21 protein-coding genes are annotated in these 25,929 nt (G+C 65.6%); 11 read left to right on the forward strand and 10 right to left on the reverse strand.

Annotated elements, in window-relative coordinates; genetic code table 11:
- A complete protein-coding gene (locus tag AAF184_07540) occupies positions 1-1,842 on the reverse strand; it encodes a retropepsin-like aspartic protease (GenBank protein ID MEO0422172.1) in 1,842 nt (613 codons plus the stop codon).
- A gap of 120 nt (positions 1,843-1,962) precedes the next feature.
- Here AAF184_07540 and AAF184_07545 point away from each other — a divergent pair, with 120 nt between their 5' ends.
- Positions 1,963-2,865: a DUF72 domain-containing protein gene (locus tag AAF184_07545; GenBank protein MEO0422173.1), complete on the forward strand. Its 903-nt coding sequence runs from the start codon at positions 1,963-1,965 to the stop codon at positions 2,863-2,865.
- 142 nt (positions 2,866-3,007) lie between these two features.
- Entirely contained in the window at positions 3,008-3,298 is a 291-nt protein-coding gene (locus AAF184_07550) for a hypothetical protein (protein ID MEO0422174.1), read from the forward strand.
- Positions 3,299-3,309: 11 nt separating this feature from the next.
- Here the strand turns inward: AAF184_07550 and AAF184_07555 are convergent, their stop codons facing one another.
- On the reverse strand, positions 3,310-4,149 hold the full coding sequence (locus AAF184_07555) for a M23 family metallopeptidase (GenBank protein MEO0422175.1): 840 nt from the start codon (positions 4,147-4,149) through the stop codon (positions 3,310-3,312).
- Positions 4,150-4,491: 342 nt separating this feature from the next.
- Here AAF184_07555 and AAF184_07560 point away from each other — a divergent pair, with 342 nt between their 5' ends.
- Complete coding sequence (locus AAF184_07560) at positions 4,492-5,835, forward strand: hypothetical protein (GenBank protein MEO0422176.1); 1,344 nt, start codon at positions 4,492-4,494, stop codon at positions 5,833-5,835.
- A 4-nt stretch (positions 5,836-5,839) separates the two neighbouring features.
- On the opposite strand, the gene AAF184_07565 is transcribed toward AAF184_07560, so the two are convergent.
- Positions 5,840-6,436 carry a sigma-70 family RNA polymerase sigma factor gene (locus tag AAF184_07565; protein MEO0422177.1) on the reverse strand — a complete coding sequence of 199 codons (597 nt, stop codon included), beginning with the start codon at positions 6,434-6,436 and terminating at the stop codon, positions 5,840-5,842.
- Positions 6,437-6,667: 231 nt separating this feature from the next.
- Here AAF184_07565 and AAF184_07570 point away from each other — a divergent pair, with 231 nt between their 5' ends.
- Complete coding sequence (locus AAF184_07570; protein ID MEO0422178.1) at positions 6,668-9,598, forward strand: DUF349 domain-containing protein; 2,931 nt, start codon at positions 6,668-6,670, stop codon at positions 9,596-9,598.
- A 10-nt stretch (positions 9,599-9,608) separates the two neighbouring features.
- Here AAF184_07570 and AAF184_07575 read toward each other — a convergent pair whose 3' ends face one another.
- A complete protein-coding gene (locus tag AAF184_07575; GenBank protein ID MEO0422179.1) occupies positions 9,609-10,562 on the reverse strand; it encodes a M23 family metallopeptidase in 954 nt (317 codons plus the stop codon).
- Between the two features lie 232 nt (positions 10,563-10,794).
- A complete protein-coding gene (aceA, locus tag AAF184_07580; protein ID MEO0422180.1) occupies positions 10,795-12,096 on the reverse strand; it encodes an isocitrate lyase in 1,302 nt (433 codons plus the stop codon).
- A gap of 257 nt (positions 12,097-12,353) precedes the next feature.
- On the opposite strand from aceA, the gene AAF184_07585 reads away from it, so the two are divergent.
- The 5 genes from AAF184_07585 to AAF184_07605 all read left to right on the forward strand — a co-directional run bounded on the left by AAF184_07585 (position 12,354) and on the right by AAF184_07605 (position 17,134).
- The gene (locus AAF184_07585; GenBank protein ID MEO0422181.1) at positions 12,354-13,946 is read left to right on the forward strand and encodes a DUF3612 domain-containing protein; all 1,593 of its coding nucleotides are present in this window, start codon (positions 12,354-12,356) and stop codon (positions 13,944-13,946) included.
- A gap of 194 nt (positions 13,947-14,140) precedes the next feature.
- Positions 14,141-14,605, forward strand: a complete 465-nt coding sequence (locus AAF184_07590) for a hypothetical protein (GenBank protein MEO0422182.1) — start codon at positions 14,141-14,143, stop codon at positions 14,603-14,605.
- Positions 14,606-14,815: 210 nt separating this feature from the next.
- Positions 14,816-15,241 carry a GtrA family protein gene (locus AAF184_07595; GenBank protein MEO0422183.1) on the forward strand — a complete coding sequence of 142 codons (426 nt, stop codon included), beginning with the start codon at positions 14,816-14,818 and terminating at the stop codon, positions 15,239-15,241.
- 157 nt (positions 15,242-15,398) lie between these two features.
- A complete protein-coding gene (locus AAF184_07600; GenBank protein MEO0422184.1) occupies positions 15,399-16,313 on the forward strand; it encodes a DMT family transporter in 915 nt (304 codons plus the stop codon).
- 89 nt (positions 16,314-16,402) lie between these two features.
- Complete coding sequence (locus tag AAF184_07605; GenBank protein ID MEO0422185.1) at positions 16,403-17,134, forward strand: aspartyl/asparaginyl beta-hydroxylase domain-containing protein; 732 nt, start codon at positions 16,403-16,405, stop codon at positions 17,132-17,134.
- Positions 17,135-17,139: 5 nt separating this feature from the next.
- On the opposite strand, the gene dmeF is transcribed toward AAF184_07605, so the two are convergent.
- Together dmeF and AAF184_07615 are read right to left on the reverse strand one after the other, a co-directional pair.
- Positions 17,140-18,105 carry a CDF family Co(II)/Ni(II) efflux transporter DmeF gene (gene dmeF, locus AAF184_07610; GenBank protein ID MEO0422186.1) on the reverse strand — a complete coding sequence of 322 codons (966 nt, stop codon included), beginning with the start codon at positions 18,103-18,105 and terminating at the stop codon, positions 17,140-17,142.
- 53 nt (positions 18,106-18,158) lie between these two features.
- Positions 18,159-18,755 (reverse strand): molybdopterin-dependent oxidoreductase, encoded by a 597-nt coding sequence (locus tag AAF184_07615; GenBank protein ID MEO0422187.1) that lies wholly within the window; start codon positions 18,753-18,755, stop codon positions 18,159-18,161.
- Positions 18,756-19,053: 298 nt separating this feature from the next.
- Here AAF184_07615 and lon point away from each other — a divergent pair, with 298 nt between their 5' ends.
- Positions 19,054-21,489: an endopeptidase La gene (gene lon / locus AAF184_07620; protein MEO0422188.1), complete on the forward strand. Its 2,436-nt coding sequence runs from the start codon at positions 19,054-19,056 to the stop codon at positions 21,487-21,489.
- A gap of 136 nt (positions 21,490-21,625) precedes the next feature.
- On the opposite strand, the gene AAF184_07625 is transcribed toward lon, so the two are convergent.
- Complete coding sequence (locus AAF184_07625; GenBank protein ID MEO0422189.1) at positions 21,626-22,234, reverse strand: NAD(P)H-dependent oxidoreductase; 609 nt, start codon at positions 22,232-22,234, stop codon at positions 21,626-21,628.
- Between the two features lie 241 nt (positions 22,235-22,475).
- On the opposite strand from AAF184_07625, the gene AAF184_07630 reads away from it, so the two are divergent.
- Positions 22,476-22,754 (forward strand): hypothetical protein, encoded by a 279-nt coding sequence (locus AAF184_07630; protein MEO0422190.1) that lies wholly within the window; start codon positions 22,476-22,478, stop codon positions 22,752-22,754.
- Between the two features lie 99 nt (positions 22,755-22,853).
- On the opposite strand, the gene acs is transcribed toward AAF184_07630, so the two are convergent.
- Together acs and cydB are read right to left on the reverse strand one after the other, a co-directional pair.
- On the reverse strand, positions 22,854-24,800 hold the full coding sequence (acs, locus tag AAF184_07635) for an acetate--CoA ligase (protein MEO0422191.1): 1,947 nt from the start codon (positions 24,798-24,800) through the stop codon (positions 22,854-22,856).
- 119 nt (positions 24,801-24,919) lie between these two features.
- A complete protein-coding gene (gene cydB, locus AAF184_07640) occupies positions 24,920-25,927 on the reverse strand; it encodes a cytochrome d ubiquinol oxidase subunit II (protein MEO0422192.1) in 1,008 nt (335 codons plus the stop codon).
- Positions 25,928-25,929: the final 2 nt, after the last annotated feature.

Here is a 25,929-nt window from a genome sequence, read left to right on the forward strand (position 1 = left end):
TTAGCGCAAGCGCAGGGTCATCTCGTTGCGGTTGCGATCCAGTTCCATGTTGAAGTGATCGAGGAATGACAGGCCGAGGAGCCCATCGTAGCTAGCCAGGGAGTCGAGCACGACCACGTCCAGCTGCGCCACACGGGCGCCGGCCACGTCCAGGGTCGGCAGGGTCACCAAGGGGGCGTCGACCTGGCCGTTCGCGGTGGTCAGACGCACGGTACCGCGGCTCGTAAGACCCGGGAGCTGAGCGGCCACCCGGGGTGAGATGGCGGTGATGCTGGCCCCGGTGTCCAGGATGAATCGGAAGGTGCCGGCCGTCCCGGGGATGGTGCCGTTGACGAACAGCGTCGCGCCCTGGCTGAAGATGGGCACCACGGTGATGTCCGGGGCGTAGAGGCGCTCTTCCGCCAGGCTGATGAGGGAGGCGAACTCGGCGCCGTAGCGGGCGCCGTCCAAGGCCCGAGCGCGGTACAAGGGCGGTAGGGCATCGCGGTATCGCGCCTGCTCGAACAGGAGGCGCCCGAGGTCTGCATGGTACGGCGCGTGGTCCGGATCCCACTGGAGCTGTGCCTGGAGCAGGGCGATGCCGTCTTGGGGTTCGAGCTGCTGGCTCGCCAGAAGATCGCTCAGGAGCCGGCGTGCGGCATCGCGCAGGCTCGCCTGGGTCTGCGGATCTGACTGGGCCTCCTGCTGCGCGGCGTTGAGCTGGGCGAGGGCGCCAGCGACATCCCCTTGGGCCCGGGCGACGCGGGCCGCGAGCACCCGTCGCGACGCACTCCATCCCAACAGGTCCGACGCCTCGGCGAGAATACGCTCCGCGCGTCGCACACCGTCGCTGCTTGCCAGCGCGTCGGCGATGGTCACCTGAAAGGCCTGCTCGAGGAGGGGGCGTACGCGATCGGCGATCGGATACGATAGGTACATCAGTTCCGAGCCGGCGGCGATGACGCTCTGCCAGGCGCCTCCCTGGGCGGCGAGCTCCACGCTGAGGAGGCGGCCGATGTCGCTACTGTCGAAGAAGCTGCCAACGAACGCGTCGAGGCTGCGAGCCAGTGCCGGATCGGGGCCGAGCAGGGGCGTCAGCGCTTGCAGATCGAGGCCAGCGCGGACGTTGGGCGTGTCGATCCCAGTCGGTGAGCGCACAGCGATACCGATCAGGTCGCCTCGCTCATCCACGATCGCCGCCGGGGTGGTCACCGCCGAGGCCGCTGCGCTCAGTGCGTACCAGTAGCCGCCGAGTTCGCTGCGCTGGGCCGAGGAGTCCACGTAGGCAGTTTCGCGAACGTCGCCTAACCCCAGCAGGGCGAGCGTACGCCCCAGGTACAGCCCTGCATCGGTGCCCTCAGACGGGCTCAGGCCGACCAAGGACGATTCCGATGCGTCGTCGATCCCGAGCATGACCAACTGGGCCTCCGGGGCCACGGCCAAGACCTCTTGCACGCGCAGGGCACGCCCTCGACCGACAGGTATCAGGACTTGGGTGGCATCGATCAGGGCGGGTAGGGCGGTGACGATGCCAATGCGGCCATCGCGAAGGGCGATCGTGATCGCGGACAGGCGCACCGGTGCCCGCTCAGCGTAGCTCACGTTGAGTTCCAGCACGGCGGGCAGTCGGCCCCGAGCGGCGTTGGGCGCTTTGCGCTGCAGGCCCGCGGCCGGGTCCGTTGCGCTCACGCGTTGGGGCGGTGCCAACTCGGGGACCCACAGGCCGGCGCTTATCGCCAGCCACACTCCTGCGACGCCGATGGCCGCCCCAAGCACGAGGATCAGCAGGTGACTGCTGAGCGAGCCACGTTCGCGCGACGGTGGGTTTTTGCGTGAAGCGAGCGGCAGGTATGCTCTCGCCATGATCGGTCTTCCTCAGGCGGGGGCGCGCGAGCGCCGCCGACAACTTGTTCGCACCATGCCTTCGACCACGCGCGAAGGAGAAGGATCCTCAGCACCCCGCCACGGCCGCGGCGACGGCCGATGAGCACGCCCCTCGCGTACGGGCTCGGCTGCCCCCTGTGGGCCCTGGCCGATTGGGAAGGCGGACTGTACCGCGCTGGTAGTACGTCCGGCGACTACCTGCGCCAGTACGCCAGCGTTTTCAACGCGGTCGAAGGCAACACCACCTTCTACGCGACACCGGCTGCGAACACGGTGGCCCGCTGGATGGACCAGGTGCCCGAGCACTTCCGTTTCTGCTTCAAGTTCCCGCGGGTGGTGACCCACGACGCTCGCCTGCGCGGATGTGAGGCCCCGGCTCGCGCCTTCATCGATCGCTTGCGGCCTCTACGCGGCCAGATGGGGCCCTTGATGATCCAGCTGCCAGCGTCCTTCGGGCCTGCCTCGCTCAAGGTGCTGTTCGACTTTCTTCAGGGGCTACCCGAGGACTTCTCGTACGCGGTCGAGTTGCGGCAACGTCGTTTCTTCGACGACGAAATCCTCGCCGACGAGGTGGACGAGCAACTGCAAGCGCTCGGCGTCGAACGCATCGTTCTGGACTCGCGCCCCATGCGCAGCGGTGATGCGAACCATCCAGATGTGTTAGCTGCCGAGCATGCCAAGCCGAACCTCCCGGTGCGCCCCCTGGCCCTGACGTCGACGCCCATCGTGCGCTTGATCGCCCATCCCGACGCAGCCGTCACAGCGCCCTGGCTCATGCACTGGGCGCGAATAATTCGCGATTGGCTTAACGCAGGCCGGCGCCCGATGATGTTCATGCACTGCCCGAACAACGCGCACAGCCCGACGTTCGCCCGCCTGTTTCATCAGGCCCTGGTGGCCGTGTGCGATGAGCACTGTCGTGATGTTGGCGCCTTGCCCGCTTGGCCCGGAGAAGAGGCGGTTCTTGGTGGGGCGAGCGCCGGGCAACTGTCACTGCTGTAGAGGCAGCGATCGTGCCTATGTCGAAGCGCGGATGAAAATGTTAACTGCGTCTGCGTACCCGCGGCGCCAGCTGATTACGGTAAGGCAGACGTCGGGTCACGCGCAGGCGGACCCCCTACCAGAACCGACGCGGAGACCTCCGATGAACCAGTCCAAAGGCATGCCCAGTGCGCCGGCAAACCCAACCGAACGTCGCGTTAAGGAACGTACGCGCGTGAATTTTTTGCTCACGGAAGATGGTTTCAGCAAGCTCAATCGCGGCGGTGAGAGCGACCCCTGGTCGTGCACGCGGCGTGCGTCCGGCAACGGCCCGCGTTGGGAAGCCTTCGAGAAGTGGCAGTCCGAGGCACGTAACTCCCAGGCCAAGGTGGTGGATGGCGTGAAGCGCCTCCCGCGCAAGCTGTCCTTGAAGGCGATGCTCAAGAGCATGTAGCCGATGAGGTGTTACGGGTAGGCTGTCAGCCACGCGCCCTGTTCTGGGACGACTGGCTTACCCGCAGTTCCCTCGAACACGAAGGGCACCGACACGGCCTCCCCACCGGCGTTGCGAAGGATCGCGAAATGCAGGTGGGGGCCGGTGCTGAAGCCGGTATTCCCCGACGCTGCGATCAACTCCCCCCGGCGCACTCGCTGACCCGGTCTCACGCGCACCGAAGCGCGATCCAGATGCACGTAGATGGCGTAGGTACCATCGTCGTGTCCGATGCGCACGAGGTTGGCAGGCGGTGGTCGTGTCGGTGCGTCTGCAAGGCCGGCGAAGTTGGCGTACGCGATCTCCACCACCACCCCCTCACGGGCGGCCATGATCCCGGTGCCGATCGGCATGGCGATGTCCACCGCATAAGTGCTCGACGGATCCAGGTGCGTGATGCCCCCGTTAAAGCCCTGGCTCACGCGCTGGCGTGATGCCGCCGCAAACGGTACGCGGTAGGGGCGGGGAGGTTGGTGCTCCGCTTCAGGGTCACCGAGCTGGTAGGCATGCTCGAGGGTGGCGTCCGCGGAAACGCCCTCGATGGACACGGTCTCAGTCTCTAGCGCGCCAACGACCGTGACGAAACGCTCGCCACTACTGGCGACCACGAGCACCTGAACCGGTATCGAGAAGCCGTTTTTGAGCGCCACGGACTGTGCATCCACGCGCTGCAGCTCCACCGATGGCGACAGGGTTTCGCGGCCCAGGGTCTGGCGCGTCGCCTCCCCGGTCGCCGGTGGCTTGTCGGAGAAGTGCCAGTTCCCCTGCTCGTCCTGATAGCGGTAGAGATCGCCGGCGTAGGCCGCCGTCATACACGCTAACCAAGTCGCGCAACACCACGCCGTGTGCGCGAGACTCGCCGCTCGGAAACTTAGGATCGCCACCCGAACCTCCAGATTGGGAAACTTTCCCCAAAATATTCGATATGATGAAGCCGTGACCCCAACGATCGACGGTGCCGGTCTCGGCCAGCACCTGCTTCCCTACTTCGCACGAGGCGTCGCAGGTCCGTGACAGCTTACTTTCCAGACCCTGTGCGCAAGCATCCAGATCCAGGAGTTCTGAACTGGATCAACCTCGAGGGTGACGAGCGGCCAGCGGTCGCGGGCCGGGACGCTCTGCTTTGCTTCTTCTCCAGTAGTTCCGTCCCGTGCTTGCAGACTCTGAGGTTGCTCAACGAGTTGCTGCCCGCGTACGGGAGCGAGTTGCTCGTCGCTGGCGTATGTTCGCCACGCTTCGATCGTGAGCGAGACACGCAGAACGTGCGACGCGCTATCGCCAGGCTATCCCTGCGCATGCCGGTGCTCCACGATCGCAGCGGCGAACTGCGCCGCGATTACGCGGTAGACACGCTTCCCACCCTGGTCTCGCTCCGCGCAGACGGCACGTTCTCGCGCCACGTGGGTGAACCCGACGTACGGCGCCTGCGCAGCGTTCTGGAGGAACTGCGCGCCACCGCGGTGGCCGAGACGGGTCCGGTGCGGATTCTGGCGCCAGGTGTCGCCCCGGCAGTGCCAGTACCCCCCGTGGCGCCGCCGATGTTCCACGGCGCCCTGCGCTTTCCGACGGTGATCAAACCGCTCCCGGGGACACGCCAGCGTTGGGCGGTCGCTGATTGCGGACATCATCAGATCGTGCTGCTGGATGACGCGGGCGTGGAGCAGGCGCGCTTCGGTGCTGGCGTACCAGGCCATCGCGACGGCAGCGCTGCGCAAGCCTGCTTCTACAGTCCGCACGGCCTGGTCTGTAGCGCCGACGCCATCTACGTTGCGGACACCGGCAATCATGCGATCCGGCGCATCGACGTGACAGAACATCGGGTCACCACCGTGGCCGGTACGGGACGGCGTGGCTACGGCCTGCCACGCGAGCCGCGCAACGCGCTCAGCTGTGCGCTCTCCTCACCCTGGGATCTGGAGCTCGACGGCGGATCGGTCTACTTCACCAATGCCGGCAGCCATCAGCTGGGTGTCTACAGTCGCGTGGACGACAGCGTTCGGCGCCTTGCCGGCACCGGTGAAGCAGGACGCCAGGATGGCCCAGCCGGTCGCTCGCGCCTTTCCCAGCCAGCGCATCTAGCGTTGGAGGAGTCTGGGGATCGCCTGTTCTTCACCGATAGTGACAGCGGCCTCGTCCGCTCCCTCACCCTGGATGAGACAGGCAGTGTGCGGACCCTTGCGGGGTGCGAACACGATGAGGCCGCAGGCGCGAGGCCAGAGGCCAGCGACCTTCAGTATCCGTTAGGTATCGCATGGGTGGACGGGCGGCTGCTGATTGCCGATTGCTACAACGATCGAATCATGCAGGTTGCGGTGGGCGAGGGCGGCGGCGGCAGGATCGACACGCCCCCGTGGGCGGAACGCCTGGCGCCCCTGTGTGAGCCGATGGGGATCTACGCGGAGGATGCCGACAGGGTCTTGCTGGTCGACACGAATAACCACCGCATCGTGCACTATCTGGCGGGCCCGGATGGGGCCGTCGAACAGTGGCCGCGGTGAGTGATCAGTCGTCGTCGGCGGCGGTCAGCGTGGCGTGCAACAAGGCCCGGCCCATGCGGAGTTCTCGATGCACGGTGGCCGGCGAGATGGAGAGCGCTTCGGCGATCTCATCGTAGGTGAGGCCGCCGAAGAAATGCAGTTCGACCACGTCGGCTTTGCGCGGATCGAGTTGTTGCAGGTGGGTGAGCGCTTCGTCGAGGGCGAGCAGTTCGACGTTTTCGGCCACGGCGATTTGCATCGAGGTGTCGATGTGCAGGGTGGTCTCGTTACCGCCGCGCTTGACCCGGTGCTTGGCCTTGGCGTGATCGACGAGGATACGGCGCATCATGCGCGCCGCGACGGCGAAGAAGTGGGCCCGGTCCTGCCAGGAGACATCCACCTTCATCATGCGCACGAACGCTTGGTTGACCACTTCCGTAGCCTGCATGGTGTGCCCGGGACGTTCCCGTGACATGTAGTGGCGAGCCAGGCGGCGCAGCTCGTCGTAGACGATAGGAGCGAGGCGATCCAGTGCCGCTGGCTCCCCCGCGCGCCAGGCGCCGAGCAGCTGGGTAACCTCGTCGCGCCGGTCCTCGTTGCTATCGCTGTCAATATCGCTCATTTGGGGCCTACGTTACTCCAGGCGAGGGGGTGGCGTCTGCCCCAGGTGCCGTCTGCTGCCGCCGCAGAATACCGTCGTCGGGAGTGGCGTCCAGTGGTTCCTGTCAAATGTCGCGGATCTCCTGGGACGCCTTACTACCCCTGTCATCTCCTTGTCGAAGCAGATTGCTATACTCCGCCGCCGTCAAAAGAACACGTCTCCTGACCCCCACCCAAGGACGGACTGACACACATGTTTCGCCAGATCTTCGGCTCCAAACTTCAAAGCCCCGACCCGGAGCTGCGCCTGCAGGCCATCGATGAGATCGGCGCCGCCGATCCCCGCTTGCAGGAGCTTGCCCTCGGTGATGAGGACGGGACCGTGCGTAAGGCTGCCCTTCGCAAGCTGGAGGCACTGGAGGCATTGAGTCAGGCCGCGCAGTCGGACGCCGACGCCGAGGCGCGCGAGTGTGCCAGGCAGCGGCTCGTGGAGGTAATCGCTACGCCGGCCGCCTCCGACGAGGTTCGCGCCGAACGCGAAGCCTGCCTGTCCCGCTTCGCGGGGGATCAGAGCGTCGTGGAAGGGGTACTGACGCAGGCGAGCGACAGCGCGCTTCGAAGCGCGGCCTTGGGGCTCGTGAGCAACCAGGCGCTACTGGCTAAGGTGGCGGCGAGCGATCCCGCAGGTCAGCTTCGTAGCGCCGCCCTGGAGCGCGTCGAGGAGGAGTCCCTCCTGGAGGAGATCGCTCGCTCGGCCCGCAATCGGGACAAGGGCGTGGCGCGCCTGGCACGGGAACGCGCCGATGGGGCACGCATCGCTCGGGAGCGTGCCGAGGAGGCGGACCGCCTGTGCTCGGAGATCGACCGTCTCGCCGAGTCGGCGCTGGACGCGATCGACACGGCGGCCTACGTCAAGCTGGATCAGGAGTGGGAGCAGTGGGCCGGCGGTGATGCCGATGACTTTGCCGAGGCCAGGTCGCGCTACGCGGTGGCCCGCGAGCGCATCCAGGCCCGGCTGACGGGTCGCTCCGAGGCGCGCCGGCGAGGGGACGAGATCCTCGCCCTGATCGAGCGCGAGCTTGCTGCCGATAGCGGTGGCGCGGATCTCGCAGGGTTGCGCGCGGAGTGGTCCGCCCTGACCGATGCTGCTGGCCCAGACTACGGCCTCGACGCCTTCGAGGAGGTAGCCGGGCGCCTCGAGGCGATGCGCTCGCGCCGTGCGGAAGATCAGCGCCGGGTGACGGCGCTCGAGGCATGGCTCGAGGAACGCGAGGGGCAAGAGGGGACCGTCGCTGATGAGTCCCTCAACAGCGCTTGGGAGAGCCTCGCCAAGCCCAGCGACGACTCGATGCTCAAATCACTGCTCGCGCGCTTCCAGGCCCTGGGGGCGAGTACCGAAGGAGCTGTTGGCGCGAAAGCGGCAGGCGAAGCAACCGAACCTAGCGAGAACGATAGCAAGGGTGACGATAAGGGGGAAGGTGCTAAGCCCGCACTGGACCCGGCCGAGCTCGCGAAGCGCCTGGAGCAACTCAACAAGCGCCTGGACGAGGCCGATGCTCACATTGCGGCGGGCGACCTCAAGCCCGCCACGGCTGCCTTCGATGCGGCGCGGGTCATCGGTGAGCAGCTCGGCAAGGCGCGAGGCAACGCCGCGATTCGCACGGCGCGCGAGCGACTCGGCGCCACCGGCCCGAAGCTGAACGAACTGCGCTCGTGGCGCCGCTGGAGCACCGACCGGGCCCGCGAACGGTTGTGCGACGAGGTCGAACAGCTGCTGAGCAGCGAGGGTCAGGACCCCGCGGCGCTGGCGCGTACGATCCGCGGCTACCGCGAGAGTTGGAAGAAGCTGGACAAGGCCGAAGGCGGTGCGGCGAAGGCGCTATGGGAGCGTTTCAACACCGCCTGCACCAAGGCCTACGAACCCTGCCGCAAGCACTTCGCCGCCGAGGCGGACCAACGCAACGAGAACCTCGCGCGCAAGGTCGCGCTCGTGGAGCACCTCGAAGCGTTGGCGGCCGAGACGGACTGGGAGGGCGAGGTGGACTGGCGCGGCCTCGACAAGTCGATGGGACAGTTCCGCCGCGACTGGCGTGCCGTCGGCCCTGTCAACCGACGCGACAACAAGCCCCTGATGGAGCGTCACGATAAGGTGCGAGCCATTTTCGATGGGCGCCTCATTCCCGTGCGCGAGGAGGATCTCGAGCGACGTCGTCAGGTGGTGAGAGATCTGGCGGAATTGGCCGAGCGCGATGATCTGCGCGGCGCGGCCGATCAGGCCAAGCGTGCTCAGGCGGAGTGGACGCCGCGCGTACGCGGACCGCGCAAGGTGGAACAAGCGCTGTGGACCGATTTTCGTGCGGCGTGCGATCGCATCTTCGAGCGCCTGCGCGAGCAGCGCGAGGTGGCGCAGGGCGCGCGTGACGGTTCGCTCAAGTGTGCGCAGGAGGCCTGTGAACGAATCGATAAGGTTGCCGCGGAACTCGGTGCCCTCGGGTTCCGAGCCGAAGATCGTGCGCGGGAGGACGAGCTCGTGCGGGCCTACAGCGAGGCGCGCAGCGCCTACGCCGATGCGGGTGAGGTGCCACGGGCGAAGGAAGGGGCGCTGAAGTCCCGCTATCGCAAGGCCTGCGACAGCTTCGATACCGCCCGACGCCAACGTCGCGATGCACGCCAGCTGCAGGGGCTCAGCGCCCTGGCCGATCGCGCTGCGCTGGCTGGGGAGCTCGAGCAGGCCGTACTCGACGACGCTGCGGATCTCGCCCAGCTAGCGGAAACGGTGAGCGGCCGTTGGGACGCCTTGGAGCGCATCACCGACAAGGGCCTGGAAGCGGTGGCCGCGCGCTACGAACGCGCCTTGGCCAGCGCCGGCGGGGACGCGGCAGCGACGCAGAACCTGAGGGACTCGGTCGCCGAGAATCTACGCGAGCGCGAGCAACTGTGCCTCGAGCTGGAGATCGCCACCGGCGTCGACTCGCCCGCGCACCTGAAGGCGCAGCGCATGGCGTTCCAGATCGACCGTCTGCAGGCGTCGATGAGTGGCACGGAGAAACCGTCCAGCGCCCAGATCGAGGGCATGTTGCGTCGTTGGCATTCGCTGGGTGCGGTCAGCGTGGAGCATCGCGAGGGCTTGGAGGCCCGCTTCCAACGGGTGAGTGCGGCAGCCCTCGGCGCGAAGCGGCGCTGAGATCGATCGCCTACTGACCGGGGGTCGAGGTGGTCGGGTCTTTCTTGGCGTTGATGAATGCCAAGGGGTCGACCGCGCGACCGTCACGGTGCACCTCGAAGTGCAGGTGAGGGCCCGTCGCGCGGCCCGTCTGCCCCATCAGGGCGATTTGCTCACCGCGCTCGACCGTGGCGCCCACGGCGACCAGGTTCTTCTGGTTGTGCCCGTAGCGGGTGACCAGGCCCGCCCCGTGATTGATCTCCACCAGATTGCCGTAACCGTAGCGGGGTCCGGAGTAGACCACGACGCCCGACGCCACGGCCACGATCGGCGATCCCTCCCGGCCAGCGAAATCGATGCCGCGGTGATGCGCGCGGCGACCGGTGAAGGGGTCGTTGCGGCGACCGAAGAACGAGGAAATCCACCCCCGCGCCACGGGCATGCCTTCGGGCGTTGCCGCTTCCACCACGGCGCGCGACTGCAGTAAATCCGACAGGGCGGAGAGCTGGAGTTCTTGCTCGCCGGCGTCGCGAAGGGCGCCGGTGAGTTGATCTTGCAGGCCCGTGGACTCTTCCGGCGGCTCGAGCCACTCGATGGCCGGACCGCCCTGGGAGGGATTGTGGGCGAAGTCGAACTCCGCCGGGTCCAGCGCGGCCTGCTGCACGAGGCGGCTGCCGAGGGCGTCCAGGCGCAGCATCCTCGCTTGCAGTTCGCCCAGATGGCGGGAAAACGCCTCGTGCTCGCCAGCGCGCAGCTCGCGCAGGTCATCGAGCTGCTCGTGCGCTTCCGAAAGGGACAGGTGGAGCTGATGCTGGGTGCTGTTGAACCAGCGGGCCTGAGCCAGCATGCCGAAGGCGAAGGAAACCGCTAGGAGTCCGAGCATGAACGGACCGATCAGGCCCGTAAAGCGTAGCGCTTGCGCCGGCTCGCGTAGGTCGAACCGTCGGGTTCGCGCCCCGCGGGCGGTGACCAGCATCACTTTCATCCGTCGCTCTCCGCTCAAATCAAGGCAGTACCGTGGCCGCCATGGGGCGCAGGACTGCTCAAGTTTTAGCCTGTCACGGAGCCGCCCCGGCAACGAGGAACCGGGTCGCGAAATCGAGCGGAATCAAGGGGAAACTGGAGGCGCGGTCACGAAACCGAGCCGATCGGAGGGGGCGGGGTGAACCCGAGAGCGCCGGTGTCGGCGGTGACGCCGGCGCTCTGCAGTGAAGCCCTCAGCTGGCCGTCTTGAACTGCGCCTCTTCGGTGCTGCCGGCCAGTGCGGTGGTGGAGGAGGTGCCCGAGGTCACTACCGTCTGCACGGCGTCGAAGTAGCCGGTGCCGACGAAGGACTGGTGCTTGGTGGCGCGGAACCCGTTCTCCTCTTGCGCGAATTCACGCTGCTGCATCTGGGAGTAGGCGTACATACCGTCCTTCGCGTAGGCCTTGCTGAGCTCGAACATGCCGAGGTTCAGGTTATGCCAGCCAGCGAGGGTGATGAACTGGAACTTGTAGCCCATGCGGCCCAGTTCCTCGCGGAAGGTGCGCATGGTGTCGTCGTCGAGGTTCTTCTTCCAGTTGAAGGACGGCGAGCAGTTGTAGGCCAGCAGCTGATCGGGGTATTCGGCGTGGATCGCGTCCGCGAAGCGACGGGCCTGTTCGAGATCGGGCTTGGAGGTCTCACACCAGATCAGGTCGGCGTAGGGGGCGTAGGCGAGACCGCGTGCGATCGCCTGATCCATGCCGTTGTTGACGTTGAAGAACCCTTCGTGGGTGCGTCCACCGGACAGGAACGGCTTGTCGCGATCGTCGACGTCGGAGGTGAGCAGGTTGGCGGCGTCGGCATCCGTGCGCGCGATCACCAGCGTGGGGACTCCCATCACATCCGTCGCCAGGCGCGCTGCGACCAACTTGTTGATCGCCTCCTGGGTCGGCACCAGTACCTTGCCGCCGAGGTGACCGCACTTCTTCGCCGAGGAGAGCTGGTCCTCGAAGTGCACGCCCGCGACGCCTGCTTTGATCATCGCTTTCATCAGCTCGAAGGCATTCAGGTTGCCCCCGAAGCCGGCCTCAGCGTCGGCCACGATCGGCACCAGCCAGTCCACGGAGCTGTCGCCGTTGAGGGCGTAGATCTCGTCGGTGCGCAGGAGAGCGTTGTTGATGCGCTCCACCATCTTCGGCACGGAATCCACGGGGTAGAGGCTCTGGTCCGGGTAGACCTCACCAGCGCTGTTGCCGTCGCCGGCCACCTGCCAGCCGGAGCAGTAGATGGCGCGGAGCCCGGCCTGCACCTCTTGAATCGCCTGGTTGCCGGTCATCGCCCCGAGGCCGCAAAGGGGCTGTTCCTCGTGAATCTGCTGCCACATCTTCTCAGCGCCCAGGCGTGAGAGGGTGTACTCGATCTGCACGTGGCCGCGCAGCTTGACGACGTCCTCGGCGCTGTAGGGGCGCTCAACATTCTTCCAGCGAGGGTTGTCGCGCCATTCGGCTTCGAGTTGGCGAATTTGCTCATCACGGGAGGGGGTGGGGTTGGTCATAGGACATCGGCTCCGGGAGGGGTTCTGTAGGACCAGCAGGACTCATTCATCGCGTCGATCCGAGCGCCCGACGGTCGAAGCACGCAGCGGGGCACGGAAACATCAAGCGTCACCTTACCGCTGTCTTTCCGAAAACTTCACAATGAAAATTTCACAGTGTAAATTTAACTACAGGATGCTCAACGCTACGAATGGCTGACCCCAGCGATGCTTATGCTGGCTGTGACGCCGGTCCACCTACTTGATCGGATTTAACGATGTCGACGCTACTCAGACGCGCGCATTTTTTGGGCGCCAAGCTACGGACCCTGCGCAAGCGGCACACCTGGACCCTGGAAGAGGTGTCCACGCGCTGTTCCCGCCTGGATCCCAGCAACGCCCCCTCCGTGTCCTACCTGAGCATGATCGAAACCGGCAAACGGGTACCGTCCCGGGCGCTGCTCGATCTGCTGGCGGACGTTTTCCAAAAGCCCGCCGCTTGGTTCCTGGATGAGTCCGAGACAGCAGGCGAAGCGACCACGGGCGCGCCGGCGCTCGGCAGCGGTGCCAGCGATGTCCTGACGAGCTTCAGCCTCGAACCCCGCGCTCTGTTCTCGGAGGGACAACTCGAGCACGCCATTCCGGAACTGCTGAGCCAAACCGGCACCACAGGCTATCAGTTCGCTCAGCTACTGATTCGCACCTTCCAGGAAGCACGGCACAACAGCCTGCCCGACCTGGAACGTGCGGCAGAGGCGGTGGGGGGCAAACGCTTCCCCTTGCAGACGGACGATCTGTTCGCGCTGGCAGATCAGGTCGGCTTACGGATTCGCTGGTTCGATCGCTCACCCTTCGAGACAGGCAGCCAAGAGCAGGGGGCCGCCCACCATGCGTTGGTGCGCTCGTTCTTCGATCCCCCGAATACGATCTATCTCAACCGCCAACTCGAACGCGCCCCGGCGCGCGTAAAGTACGATGTGGCTACGCACATCGGACACAAGGTGCTGCACGGTGGCGATGGCAAGCGTTCCTTTCACACCACTGGTGGCTGGGGCGGCGGCTCGGCGCTGCAGGACGCCTACGGGATCGCTTCGCAAGAGGTGCTGTTCGCCTGGCGAGACTTCGAGTGTGGCTTCTTCGCGGACGCGCTCCTGTGCCCGCGCACGGCCTACCGCGACTTCCTTCTGCGTCATGAGTACGACATGCAAGTGGGGGTGGAGCGCCTGGATCTCACCCTGTCTGTGCTGATGCGTCGCGCCACCGCCGTCTCGCCCTATCAACACTGGCACTACCTCGATGCCTACGATGAGGGTCAGTTGCGCCATGTGTACCGAGGCAACGGCATCGCCTTGCCCTGGGGCAACATGCGCATGGTGCTCAACCCCTGTCGCCAGTGGGCGGTGTTTCGCGTGATTCGGTCGGCGGACCGAACACCCTTTGCACAGATCAGCATCATGGAGCACGAGGGGCGACGCAGCCTCTACGCCTGCGAGACCCACCAGTCGCAAGACGCCGCGGGCAATCGCCACGTGATCTGCATGGGGGTCGATTTGGGCCCGGCGCTGCAGACGCAGGATGGGGATGCGGAGTCGGTGATTTCGAGTATCGCCGAGGCGTGCCATGCCGCCGGCGGCGAGGCGCCCGTGCCCGACGAGGCGGCTGACCAGTTGGCGCGGGCGGCACGCGTGCTCAACATCGGCTGGGTGCGCCATGGCCTGCGGCGGCCGGCCAATGTGATTTGCGCGAGGAATAGCCATTGCCCGCGGAGCGCTCCGTGCCAGGGCAATCGCGCGCCGCAACCGCGTCCGTTGCTGGAGCGCGTTCGCGAGGAGATCCTGAGCGAAGTACATGCTCAACAGGTGGACGGGTAAGCCATCCCCAGTGAGCAGATCCGATAGGTTCGCGGCACAGCGGCGCAATAGAAGTCGTCTAATCGCGCTCGTGTAACCGCTCGCCGCAACCAACCGCAGCAGCGATGCAAGCGGGAGGCGCCTGCGGCATACTGGGCGGGCGCAAGCGAGGTCGTCACCTCAGCAGTCAGTAGCAGCCCCGGGGGGAAGCGGTCATGACGATTCAGCAACACGCGGTTCGATTCCTGGTGCTGTGCATGCTCGGTGCGAGCGGCACACTCGCCGCAGCAACAGCGGCGGAGGGCTGTGCTGCGGAGCGCGGCAACGAGTGTTCCGAGGAGGCACAGGCGGCAGCTGAGACGTCCGCGGGTAGCGGGGACGCTGCCGTGCCAGGCGAGGCCGATGGTGCCGCGGCTTACTCTTGGGAAGACCTTGTGGAGCTTGTGCCTGAGCTTCGCGACTACAAACTGTCCTATCAGGGCGATGCTGGGGGGGAGGGCGAGGACAACTACCTCGTGTGCCGCAAATTCAAGGTGACGGGCACCCACATCCCGAAGCGGCGCTGCGCCCCACTTCTGCAGTTCATGGCCTACAAGCTGGCGCAACGACGACGCGCGGAAGCCACCAGAGTGAACATCCTATTGCTCCCGAGTAAGCCACCGCCGGTAATCCTCCAGTAGGCGGCGCCCCCCGCATCGCCCGGTGACCCTCCCGGCAGGGCGAATCTGGTCGCGGGCGTCCCGCGCCTGAACGGCGGCGTTTCGATCGTCCTGCCTTGAGCAGAGCGGACGCTACAGTGGTAGCATCCCGACCCCAAGTGGGTGTAAGCGACGGACATAACAACGATTTCCAGTCGCCGCCCGAGATCCCCACGGGCCAGGACGCGCAGATTGGACGGCGATACCGCACACAACGTACCCAGCGAGCTGTCGCGCCTGCGACGCTTCACCGCGATCGGCATCTTCAACACCGGCGTGGACCTGGCGGTCTTCTCTTTACTGCGGCTGGTGTTGGAATCCCCCTTGTTGGTGGCGAACTCCGCGGGCTTCAGCTGTGCCGTTACCACCGGCTTCTTCCTGAACCGGCGCTGGACCTTCGCCGATCGCCGCCACCACCACCCGATGGCGCGTCAGTACCTGGTGTTCCTGGTCTTGGCGATCGGCGGGCTGACCGTGTCCAACGCGGTCGTCTGGTGGTTGTCGCAGAGCATTCCGGACATGACGGCCAAGCTGGCGTCCTTCGTGTTCATCTTCGCCTGGAACTACACCACCTCGCGACTGATCGTCTTCCGGCGCAATCCTGACTTCTGCGCCTAGTTGCCAAGCGGCTCACTAGCGCGACCTGAAGGCGCCCTCGACCCCGCAGCACGCAAGAATCGGACAGCGTTGCCCGCAATGCACCGGTACGCTGCGCCGTGGTGAGAGACGCCGGGGGAGGAGGGCAACCGTCGTGAGTAGCGCAGCAATTCGACCGATGACCCCACGCGAGTGGGCGATGCTCCTGGCCCTGTCGGTGCTGTGGGGCGGGTCGTACTTCTTCATCGAGCTCGCCGTCACTGCCTTGCCGCCTATGACCGTTGTGGCCGCACGCTTGGTGCTGGCGGCGATGATCTTGCTCCTGGCGCTACGCGTGGCGGGGCTGCGTCTCCCGCGGGAGCCCGAACTCTGGGGGGCTCTCCTGTGCATGGGAGCGCTGAACAACGTGGTGCCCTTCACCCTGATCGTCTGGGGGCAGACGCACATCACTAGCGGCCTCGCTTCGATCCTCAACGGTACGGCGCCGCTCTTCACGGTGGTGATCGCCCACGCGGTCACCTCAGATGAGAAGCTCACGGCCTCGAGGTTGGTGGGCGTGCTACTGGGGCTGGTAGGCGTGGCCGAGATGGTGGGCGTGTCGTCCCTGCGCTCCCTCGGGGTGACCAACCTCGCCCAGCTGGCCGTGTTAGGGGCGGCCCTCTCCTACGCTTGTGCCGGCATCTACGGCCGTCGCTTCAAGGCGGCGGGTATCGGTCCGCTGGCCACCGCCACCGGGCAGGTGATCGCGTCCAGCCTGGTCATGGTGCCCCTGGCGTTGGTGGTGGATCAGCCCTGGTCCCTGCCTTGGCCGGTACCGCTCACAGCCCTCGGGGCCGTGGTCGCCCTCGCCGTGCTGTCCACGGCGCTCGCCTACATTCTGTACTTCCGAATTCTGGCGACGGCGGGGCCGACCAACCTGATCCTCGTGACCTTCCTGATCCCAGTCACTGCCATCGTCCTGGGTGTCGCGATCCTGGGCGAGCACCTGTACCGCCGGGAAGTGCTCGGCATGCTACTGATCGGCGGAGGATTGGCGGCCATCGACGGACGGCCGCTGCGCTGGGTGCAGCAGGGGCTGCTGGCGAGACGGTGACGGACCGGGATGAAGGCCCCCCGTAGGACCGCCGCGCCGTTCCGTGTAAGCTGCGCGGCGAAATCAACTTACGCACGGAGAGCGCAGGGATGCGCAAGTACATCATCAAGGGCGGTAAGCACCTGCTTCGCTGGTTCGGGGAGTTCCAGGCCAAGCACTCCAAGGTGCCGACAACACCGTTCATCGACAACGCCGTATTTCCCTGGGTGCCGGCGCTCGAGGCCGAGTCGAGGGCGATTCGCGCGGAACTCGATCAGCTCCTGGAGCACCCCGAAGACATTCCCGCCTTCCACCAGCTCTCGCCGGACCAGAAGCGCATCTCGAAGGGCAATAACTGGAAGACCTTCGGCTTCTACGTGATGGGCAACCGCCTGGAGGAGAACTGTGCCGTGTGCCCGCAGACGGCGGCCGCGCTGGAGCGGATCCCTGATCTGCAGAACGCTTGGTTCTCGATCCTCGCGCCTGAGTTCCACATCCTGCCCCACCGGGGCCCGACGCGGGCGTTGGTCCGCGTGCACTTAGCCCTGCGCGTGCCCGAGCGCGCCGAGGACTGCTGGATTCGCGTCGACGAGGAGCGCTACCACTGGCGCGAGGGCGAGGTCGTACTCTTCGATGACACCTACGAACATGAGGTCTACAACAACACCGATGAAGTGCGTGTGGTGCTGTTCATCGACGTGCTGCGACCTATGGATCGCGTTGGGCAATGGGTCAACGGCACCTTGCTGGCGCTGTTGAAGTCATCCACCTACGTGAAGAAGCCGCTAGAGAATCTGCGGGAGTGGAATCGCACGCATCCGCCGCGCGGCAACGCTGGCTGACCGCCTCAGGCCGGACTCGCGCCGCAGGGGTGGAGCTCGACGGTGGTGTGCACGAGGCCCAGCTCCTGCGGTAGTCGGGCCTTCACTTGGTCGGGCGTCAACCCATCGTGGCTGACCAGTACGATCTCTGCCGCGTAGATTCCCGGGCCGACGCTCCAGACGTGCAGGTCGCCCACTCGGTCGTCGCTCTGGCCTTCTAGGGAGCTGCGCACCTGCTCGGCGAGGTCACGCGCCTGCGTGTCCAGTAGCGTGGCACTCGTCGTGCGCAGGAGCCCGATCGACCAGCGGGCGACGAGAACGGCGCCTACGATGCCCATCAACGGGTCCATCCACGCCCAACCGAGGAACTTGCCGGCCACGAGCGCCGCGATGGCGAGGAGGGAGGTTAGGGCGTCCGCCAGGACGTGGAAGTAGGCCGCCCGCAGGTTGTGGTCCGACCCGCCGTGGTGGTGATGATGGTGGCCATGGGCATCGTGGTGATGGTCATGCGAGTGGCCGTGCTCATGGTGATGATCGTTAGCTCCAAGGACGAAGACCGAGAGTCCGTTGACGACCAGACCGACGCAGGCCACGGCGATCGCCTGATCGAAGGCGATGGGAATGGGCACCACCAAGCGTGTGACGCTCTCCCATGCCATCGTCGCGCTGAACACGGCGAGCAGCATCGCGCCCGCGAAGCCCCCGAGGGCGTTCACCTTCCCGGTGCCGAAGCTGAAGCGGGCGTCCGCGGCGTGCCGACGCGCGTAAGCGTAGGCGAACGCCGTGATCCCCAAGGCCACGGTGTGGGACGCCATGTGTAGGCCGTCAGCGAGCAAGGCCATGGAGCCTGACAGGATGCCCGTGGTGACCTCGACCACCATGGTGATGGCGGTGAGGGCGATGACGATCAGGGTGCGGTTCTCGCCGGGGCGCTTCGCGTCCTGGCCGAAGACGTGGGCGTGGGAGAACCGGTGCATGTTATGGGTATGCATGTCGCTGTACGGCGCTGGCCACTTAGTCGCTGCTGGATAAGTCAGATCCTACCCTAGGGCTCTCGCGGCTGTCGGTCGCCGTCCCGCTCCTCGTCGGGAGCTTCTTGAGTGGTGTGGCGGAGTAGGGCGCCTTCGAAGGTGGCTGCGGTGCGAGCGATGAAGGGGCGATAGAGGTAGCGCAGCACCCTGCCGGGCACCCAGCGCCCCCGCTCTTCGAGTGCGACGCGTGCACGAGGATGGTCCAGCAAGGCACGGATGCCGCGTTTGATGCGCGGTAGCTGTGAGTGGTACTCGATGCGCTCCAGGTGCTTCAGGTTCTTGTAGCCGTAGTGGGCGGGTGCGATCAGGCGTACCGGAGCGCCGTGGCGCGTGTCCAGCGCTGCGCCGTTGAGCTCGGTGGCGAGCAGCACATCCTCGTGGAGTACGTCCTCGAGGGGCAACGAGGTCCTGTAGCCGTCCTGCCCGAAGAACACGAGCCCTGCGCGTGCGCCCGGTGTGTCGACGCTGTCCTGGATGACGCGCGCGAAGACATCGCGAAAGCGAACACCGGTCCAGCGGTTGTGCAGGTGGCTCCAGGTGGTCACGCAGTGCAAGGCGCGCTCGAGGGTCGCCCTAGGCAACGAGTCGACACGCAGGTCGAGCTCTGCCAACGGGCAGCCGTCCGCCTGAATAGCGATGATTGGTTTCGCGCCGGGCCGTGGAAATCGGTTGGCGTAAGGCGGTAAGCCGAAGCGTGGAAAGTCAGGTCGCGGTCGCTGACCGGGGGGTAACGGCGGGGGGGCCATCGTCAGGAATTCTCCCATCCCGTGGAATCTCTCACCCATCCATTATTTGACATAATATACATTATGCGCAGTTGGGTGATCTTGAAAGGGTTCGCCGCCGGGACCATGTCCCGCTCATGTTTAGCAAGCCGCACGCCCTGCGCGTGCTAGGACAAGAAAACGCATGAGCGACATCTATGAACACCAGCAGCAGGACGACGATGGTAACCCCGTGAGCCAGGCGGTCCGCGTGCCAGATGACGTGCTGTTGGTGTTACCCCTGCGAGACCAGGTGGTGTTCCCGGGCGCGGTCACCCAGGTCTCCCTTGGCCGCGACGTCTCGGTGGCGGCCGCGCGCGAAGCCGTTCAGCACCAGCGCAAGCTCGGCCTGGTGCTTCAACGCGATCCTCAGGTCGATCTGCCCGGCGCCGACGACCTCTACGACGTGGGCACGATCGTCAGCGTCGTTCGCTACATCACGGCGCCCAACGGCATGCACCACCTGATCGTGCAAGCTGAGCAACGCTTTCGAGTGCTGGACTACGTACCGGGGCTCGCGTTCCTCGCGGCGCGCTTCGAGCCGATGAGTGAGACGGTGGCGCGCGGCCCGGAGATCGAAGCCTTCGCTGCGGCACTGCGGCAGAAGGCAACCAACGCCGTGGAGTTGCTGCCGCAGGTGTCGTCCGAGATCCCTCAGGCCTTGGCCAACATCGAGTCGCCGAGCGCGTTGGCAGATCTCGTCGCGGGACTGATCGACGTCAAGGGCATCGAGAAGCAGGAACTGCTCGAGACCACCGATGTCCGGGTGCGCCTCGAGCGCCTGGTGGACATGGTGTCGCGGCGCCTGGAGGTGCTGAAGCTATCCCGCGAGATCGAGGAGCAGACGCAGGAGAAGGTCAACGAGCGCCAACGCGAGTACATGCTGCGCGAACAGCTGAAGACCATCCAGCGCGAACTCGGTGAGGACGACGCGGTGGACAGCGAGGATCTCGACGCGCAGATCCGCGAAGCGAAGATGCCCGAGGAGGCCGAACAGCAAGCCCTGCGCGAGCTGCGACGGATGCGCAGCATTCCGGAGGCCTCCGCCGAGTACTCCCTCGTGCGCACCTATCTGGAATGGTTGGTCGCCCTGCCCTGGAGCCGCACGGACGAGGAGCAGATCGACATCGCCCGGGCTCGGGAGATCCTGGACGAAGATCACTACGGCCTCGAGAAGGTGAAGAAGCGCATCCTCGAGTACCTCGCCGTGCGCAAGCTCAACCCGACCGGTCGCAGCCCGATCCTGTGCTTCGTCGGCCCGCCCGGGGTGGGCAAGACCTCACTCGGGCGCAGCATCGCCCGGGCGTTGGGCCTGGAGTTCGTGCGCGCGAGCCTCGGCGGTGTGCACGATGAGGCGGAGATCCGTGGCCACCGAAGGACCTACGTGGGCGCCCTCCCCGGCTCGATCATCCAGAGCATCCGCCGGGCCAGCACGCGCAATCCGGTCTTCATGCTGGACGAGATGGACAAGCTCGGCGTGGGCTTCCATGGCGATCCCTCCTCCGCCCTGCTCGAGGTGTTGGATCCGCAACAGAACGGCACCTTCCGCGACCACTACCTCGATCTGCCCTTCGATCTCGGTCAGGTGCTGTTCGTGGCCACCGCCAACGTGCTCGATGCGATTCCCGGTCCCCTGCGCGATCGCATGGAGGTGATCGAGCTCCCGGGCTACACGCAGGAGGAGAAGCTGCAGATCGCACGGCGCTACCTCGTGCAGCGCCAGCGCGAGGCGAATGGGCTCGATGGCTACGACGTCTCGGTCACGGATGCTGCCATCGAAGCGGTCATCGACGGCTACACCCGCGAGGCCGGCGTGCGCAACCTCGAGCGGGAGTTAGGTGCGGTGCTGCGTGACGCGGCCGTTCGCGTGAGCGAGGGCCAGGAGGGTGCGATCGAGATCGATGTGGACGACGTCTCGCGTATCCTTGGACAACCGAAATTCGAGAACGAGTTGCGCCTGCGCACGAGCGTGCCCGGTGTCGCCACCGGCCTCGCCTGGACGCCGGTGGGCGGTGATCTCCTGTTCATGGAGGCCACGCAGGTGCCAGGGCACGGCAAACTCATTCTCACCGGTCAGCTCGGCGATGTGATGCGTGAGAGCGCGCAGGCGGCAGTCAGCCTGGCGAAATCGCGCCTCACACAGCTCGGATCCTCGCCCACGGCGCTGGAAGGGACGGACCTGCACATCCACGTGCCGGCGGGCGCGATACCGAAGGACGGCCCGAGCGCGGGCGTGGCTATCTACGTGGCCCTGGCTTCCCTCCTGAGCAATCGCCAGGTGCGAAGCGATATCGCGATGACCGGGGAGATCTCCCTGCGCGGATTGGTGTTACCCGTCGGTGGGATTAAGGAGAAGGTGCTGGCGGCCGCACGCGCGGGCCTGCGCACGGTGATGTTGCCTGAACGCAATGCCAAGGACCTGCAGGAGATCCCGGCATCTGCCCGGGAGCAGCTCGAGATCATCTGGATTGGTGATGTGGATCAGGCACTGGCGATCGCCCTCGGCGATCCGGACGGCGCACCCCGAGACGATACGGATGACGAGGTGAGTAGCGCAGAGCGCGGCGGCCTGCTGGTCTGAGCCAGCCTTCGATCGGCAGCGGAACTTCAGCGAAGGAGGGGCCGTCGCCCCTCCATTCCAAGGCTGAGAAGACCGTTGGCCTACCACTCCCAACCGCCTATCGGTGACCAGAGGCGATCGGCCTGTCGCCACGCAACTACATACCGTTTCCGTAGTCTTTACTGATTAGGATGCTGCGGTCCATAGTGGCCATGGCCTTTGCGTACTCAGCGAGTCCGCGAAGGGCAAAGTCGCTGCGGCCACGAATGTAGCTGTCCTCTTCCCCCTGGGGCTCCCCATCGTTCATCACCTCGCCGACGCTACGCACGATGAGGTGCTCGGGGACAAAGCAAAGGCGACAGTTCTTGTAGGCGCTCGCCCGCAGCTCGACCACCGGATACGCGCCTCCACGGGAGCCGGATACAGCGGTAACCATGGCGGGCTTGTGCCCAACGGTGGCGGAGGTGAAGAACAGGAACAGGTTCTTCAGGCGCGATGGAACGGTGCCGTGCCACTCCGGGCTTACGACGATGTAAGCCGCTGCGTTACGTAAGTTGGTGTTCAGGGATGAGAGCTCAGTTTTCCATTGTTCATGATTCGGATCGAAGGCGCCCTCGTCCCAGAACGGCAGTGTGCTCTCGCTAAGGTCCAGGATCTCGCTGCTCGTGAACAGCTGCAGGTCGACGGATCGTTGCGCCAGATAGCGGGCAACCTTCGAGGATTGTGAGCCTTTTCGATGACTTCCACTGATCACGAGTAACTGCATCGTTGCTATGTCCTTGGGAAAATTATTGGTTGAATACGAAACTAGTAAGCAGCACGGCGATCAAAAACTAAGCACTACAAACGGTTCCATGAACCGAATAGTTTCATGTTACACTTTCATGACCGATCTAGAAGGGCTGTTCAGTGCCGGGCAAGACGCGTTGGCATCCCCGGAAACCACGGACGGTAGATCGGGATATGAAGAGAGAACTTCTTAACCATGACCGGTGAGTTTACAAATTATGAAAAAGAGCAAGCTGATTTCAGCAGTCGATAACGTCAAGACCTACAAGTGGCCCTCCCCGCAGAAGCGCGCCGTGATCACGGCCCTCGCCCTCGGCGAGTCGGGCAACAGCAGCCACCTGTCAGAGTTGCTCGGTATCCCCCTGCGCACCCTGCACGTGCTCTGGTCCTCCCTGCGCGCAGAAGGCTGGGTGTACTGGGACGGCGATCAGTACGCCGTGTCCGAGGACGTCACGGAGATCGTGAACCTCTGGATCAAGCTGGCTGACGCCTCCTAAGGCACAGCACTTGTCGGGGCCCTGCGCAGCGAAGCTTGTCGCAGGGTCCATCCAGGCAGAGGCCGCGGCCGCGGTACCCTGCCCCGCTACGACGTCTCGTTAGCGAATCCGCTCCTCCACCAATCGATCCACCACCGCAGGTTCCGCCAGGGTGGAGGTATCGCCGAGCTGGCTCACCTCGTTCTCCGCAATCTTGCGCAAGATACGGCGCATGATCTTGCCGGAACGGGTCTTCGGCAGGCCCCCTGCAAACTGGAGCTTGTCGATGGTGGCGATGGGGCCGATCTCCGCGCGAACGGCTTTTACCAACGCCGCCCGTAGCTCGTCAGTACCCTCGAGCCCCGCATTCAGGGTGACGTACGCGTAGATGCCCTGGCCCTTGATCTCGTGCGGATAGCCGACCACAGCGGCTTCCGACACGCTGTCCTGGAGCACCAGCGCGCTTTCGATCTCGGCCGTGCCCATGCGGTGGCCGGAGACGTTCAGCACATCGTCCACGCGCCCGGTGATCCAGTAGTAGCCGTCGCCGTCGCGACGGGCGCCGTCGCCGGTGAAGTACATGCCCGGAAAGGTCTTGAAGTAGGTGTCGATGAAGCGCTGGTGGTCGCCGTAGACCGTGCGCATCTGGCCCGGCCAGGAATCGACGAGCACGAGGTTGCCCTCGCCCTCCCCGTCGACGGGCTTGCCGTCGCCGTCAACGAGCGCCGGCTGGATGCCGAAGAAGGGCCGAGTGGCTGAGCCGGGCTTGAGCGGAGTCGCTCCCGGTAGGGGCGTGATCGCCACGCCGCCGGTCTCCGTTTGCCACCAGGTATCGACGATTGGGCGCGTCCCATCCCCGACCACGCTGTGATACCACCGCCAGGCCTCAGGGTTGATCGGTTCGCCCACGGTGCCGAGCACGCGAAGGCTGCTGCGACTCGAGGCCTTCACCGGCGCCTCACCGTCGCGCATGAGTGAGCGAATCACCGTGGGGGCGGTGTAGAAGATCTCCACCTGGTGCTTGTCGATGACTTCCCACAGGCGCTTGTTGCTAGGGTAGCCGGGCACCCCCTCGTACATCAGCGTTGTCGCACCGTTGGCCAACGGTCCGTACACGATGTAGCTGTGGCCGGTGATCCAGCCCACGTCGGCGGAGCACCAGTACACCTGGCCTGGTCGATAGTCGAAGACGAACTCGTGCGTCATCGAGGCGTACACGAGGTAGCCGCCGCTCGTGTGCAGCACACCCTTGGGCTTACCCGTCGACCCGGAGGTGTAGAGGATGAACAGCGGGTCTTCCGCGCTCATCGGCTCCGCTGCGCAGCTGTCGTTCACCTCTTCGCGCAACTCGTGCCACCAGCGATCGCGGGCGTCGTCCCAGGGCACCGCGCCTCCGGTTCGTCGCACAGTGAGTACGTGTCGTACCTCGTGGTCGCCGGCCACCTGGGCGATGGCAGCGTCTACGGTGCTCTTCATGGGCACGTGCTTGCCGCCGCGCACGCCCTCGTCGGCCGTGACGACGACGTGAGCGCCGCAGTCCACGATGCGGCTGGCCAGCGCCTCGGCGGAGAAGCCGCCGAACACCACCGAATGGACCGCCCCGATACGGGCGCAGGCCAACATGGCGTAGGCCGCTTCCGGGATCATGGGCAGGTAGAGCACTACCCGATCGCCGCGCTTGACGCCGCAAGCCTTCAAGGCATTCGCGAAGCGGCAGACCTCAACGTGGAGTTCGCGGTAGGTGATGTGGAGATCAACGCTCGGGTCGTCGGACTCCCAGATGATCGCCGTGTCGTCGGCGCGGGCGGGCAGGTGACGATCGATGCAGTTAGCGCAGACGTTAAGTACCCCGTCCGTAAACCAACCGATGTGGAGATCGTCCTCCTGGAAGGAGACATCGCGTACGCGGGTGTAGGGCTCGAGCCAATCGAGGCGTTTGCCGTGCTCGTCCCAGAAGCCTTCGGAGTTGGTGACGGACTGCTCGTAGAGCGTCCGGTAGCGATCCTCGGTGCACCCAGTGCTGTCGAGAATATGCTGAGGGACCGGAAACACCTCGGCGGTGCTCACGCCCTTCTCACTCCCCCCCATACAAGCCCCCAGACTCAGATGTCGTAAGTAAACGCCAAACCTTAATGGATACGCGCCTGCCGCGCTACAACCCACTAGTCATGCGCTGCGCGGGAACCTCAATGGTAGCCATCATCGGGCGCGACCTTGCCTCGGAACACCCAGTAGCTGTAGCTCGTGTAGAGGAGGATCAGGGGAATGAGGACGGCCGCGCCCACGAGCAGGAAGCTCAGACTCTTGTCCGGTGCAGCGGCGGCGCGGAAGCTCAGGTCGGGCGGCAGCAGGTTCGGATAGAAACTGATCGCGAGGCCGATGAAGCTCAGCACGAACAGGAGCATGGTGCCGAGGAAGGGGCCGACGTGCTGCCCGCTGCGCAGGCCTTGGAGTAATCCCAGGCCCACCATCACCGTGAGCACCGGTACGGGGGCCACGTAGTGGATCGAGGCGCCCGCGAACCAGCGCGCGTTGAACTCCGGGCGCATCAGCAGCATCCAGGCGCTGATCAGGCCGATGCAGACCAGCAGGGCGGGACACAGCCAGGTGGCGAGTTGGCGGGCACGTTGCTCGAGATCCTCCGTGCCCTTCATCACCAGCCAGGTGGCGCCGAGCGCTGCGTAGCCGACGACTAAGGCGATCCCCGTGACGACGCTCAGGGGCGATAGCCAGTCCCACCAGCCGCCGGCGTAGGCGCGCCCCTCGATGGCGATGCCATCGACCAATGCGCCGAGCGTAAGACCTTGGGAGAAAGCCGCGGTGAGTGACCCGAAGGTGAAGGCGAAATCCCACATCCAGCGCCCGCGCTCCGTGCGCCATCGGTACTCGAAGGCGACGCCCCTGAGGACCAGGCCGATCAGCATGGCGATGATCGGCGCGTACAGGGCCGTGAGGAGCACGGCGTAGGCGAGCGGGAACGCGGCGTAGAGCCCTCCGCCTCCCAGGATCAACCAGGTCTCGTTGCCGTCCCACACGGGAGCGACGGAGTTCATCGCTGCATCCCGTTGGCGCTTGCTCTTCAGCAAGGGGAACAGCAGGCCGACGCCGAGATCGAAGCCGTCCAGCAGCACGTAGGCCAATACCGCGAAAGCGATCAGCCCGGCCCAGACGAAGGGCAGGTCGAGCCCTGGCATCG

The sequence above is a fragment of the Pseudomonadota bacterium genome, from assembly GCA_039815145.1.
Classification (GTDB): domain Bacteria; phylum Pseudomonadota; class Gammaproteobacteria; order Steroidobacterales; family JBCBZW01; genus JBCBZW01.

Bases quoted from the DNA above. Each gene is read 5' to 3' on its own strand.
- AAF184_07540 (MEO0422172.1), bottom strand. From the start codon at position 1,842: ATGGCGAGAGCATACCTGCCGCTCGCTTCACGCAAAAACCCACCGTCG.
- AAF184_07545 (MEO0422173.1), top strand. From the start codon at position 1,963: ATGAGCACGCCCCTCGCGTACGGGCTCGGCTGCCCCCTGTGGGCCCTG.
- AAF184_07550 (MEO0422174.1), top strand. From the start codon at position 3,008: ATGAACCAGTCCAAAGGCATGCCCAGTGCGCCGGCAAACCCAACCGAA.
- AAF184_07555 (MEO0422175.1), bottom strand. From the start codon at position 4,149: ATGACGGCGGCCTACGCCGGCGATCTCTACCGCTATCAGGACGAGCAG.
- AAF184_07565 (MEO0422177.1), bottom strand. From the start codon at position 6,436: ATGAGCGATATTGACAGCGATAGCAACGAGGACCGGCGCGACGAGGTT.
- AAF184_07570 (MEO0422178.1), top strand. From the start codon at position 6,668: ATGTTTCGCCAGATCTTCGGCTCCAAACTTCAAAGCCCCGACCCGGAG.
- AAF184_07575 (MEO0422179.1), bottom strand. From the start codon at position 10,562: ATGAAAGTGATGCTGGTCACCGCCCGCGGGGCGCGAACCCGACGGTTC.
- aceA (MEO0422180.1), bottom strand. From the start codon at position 12,096: ATGACCAACCCCACCCCCTCCCGTGATGAGCAAATTCGCCAACTCGAA.
- AAF184_07585 (MEO0422181.1), top strand. From the start codon at position 12,354: ATGTCGACGCTACTCAGACGCGCGCATTTTTTGGGCGCCAAGCTACGG.
- AAF184_07590 (MEO0422182.1), top strand. From the start codon at position 14,141: ATGACGATTCAGCAACACGCGGTTCGATTCCTGGTGCTGTGCATGCTC.
- AAF184_07600 (MEO0422184.1), top strand. From the start codon at position 15,399: ATGACCCCACGCGAGTGGGCGATGCTCCTGGCCCTGTCGGTGCTGTGG.
- AAF184_07605 (MEO0422185.1), top strand. From the start codon at position 16,403: ATGCGCAAGTACATCATCAAGGGCGGTAAGCACCTGCTTCGCTGGTTC.
- dmeF (MEO0422186.1), bottom strand. From the start codon at position 18,105: ATGCATACCCATAACATGCACCGGTTCTCCCACGCCCACGTCTTCGGC.
- lon (MEO0422188.1), top strand. From the start codon at position 19,054: ATGAGCGACATCTATGAACACCAGCAGCAGGACGACGATGGTAACCCC.
- AAF184_07625 (MEO0422189.1), bottom strand. From the start codon at position 22,234: ATGCAGTTACTCGTGATCAGTGGAAGTCATCGAAAAGGCTCACAATCC.
- AAF184_07630 (MEO0422190.1), top strand. From the start codon at position 22,476: ATGAAAAAGAGCAAGCTGATTTCAGCAGTCGATAACGTCAAGACCTAC.
- cydB (MEO0422192.1), bottom strand. From the start codon at position 25,927: ATGCCAGGGCTCGACCTGCCCTTCGTCTGGGCCGGGCTGATCGCTTTC.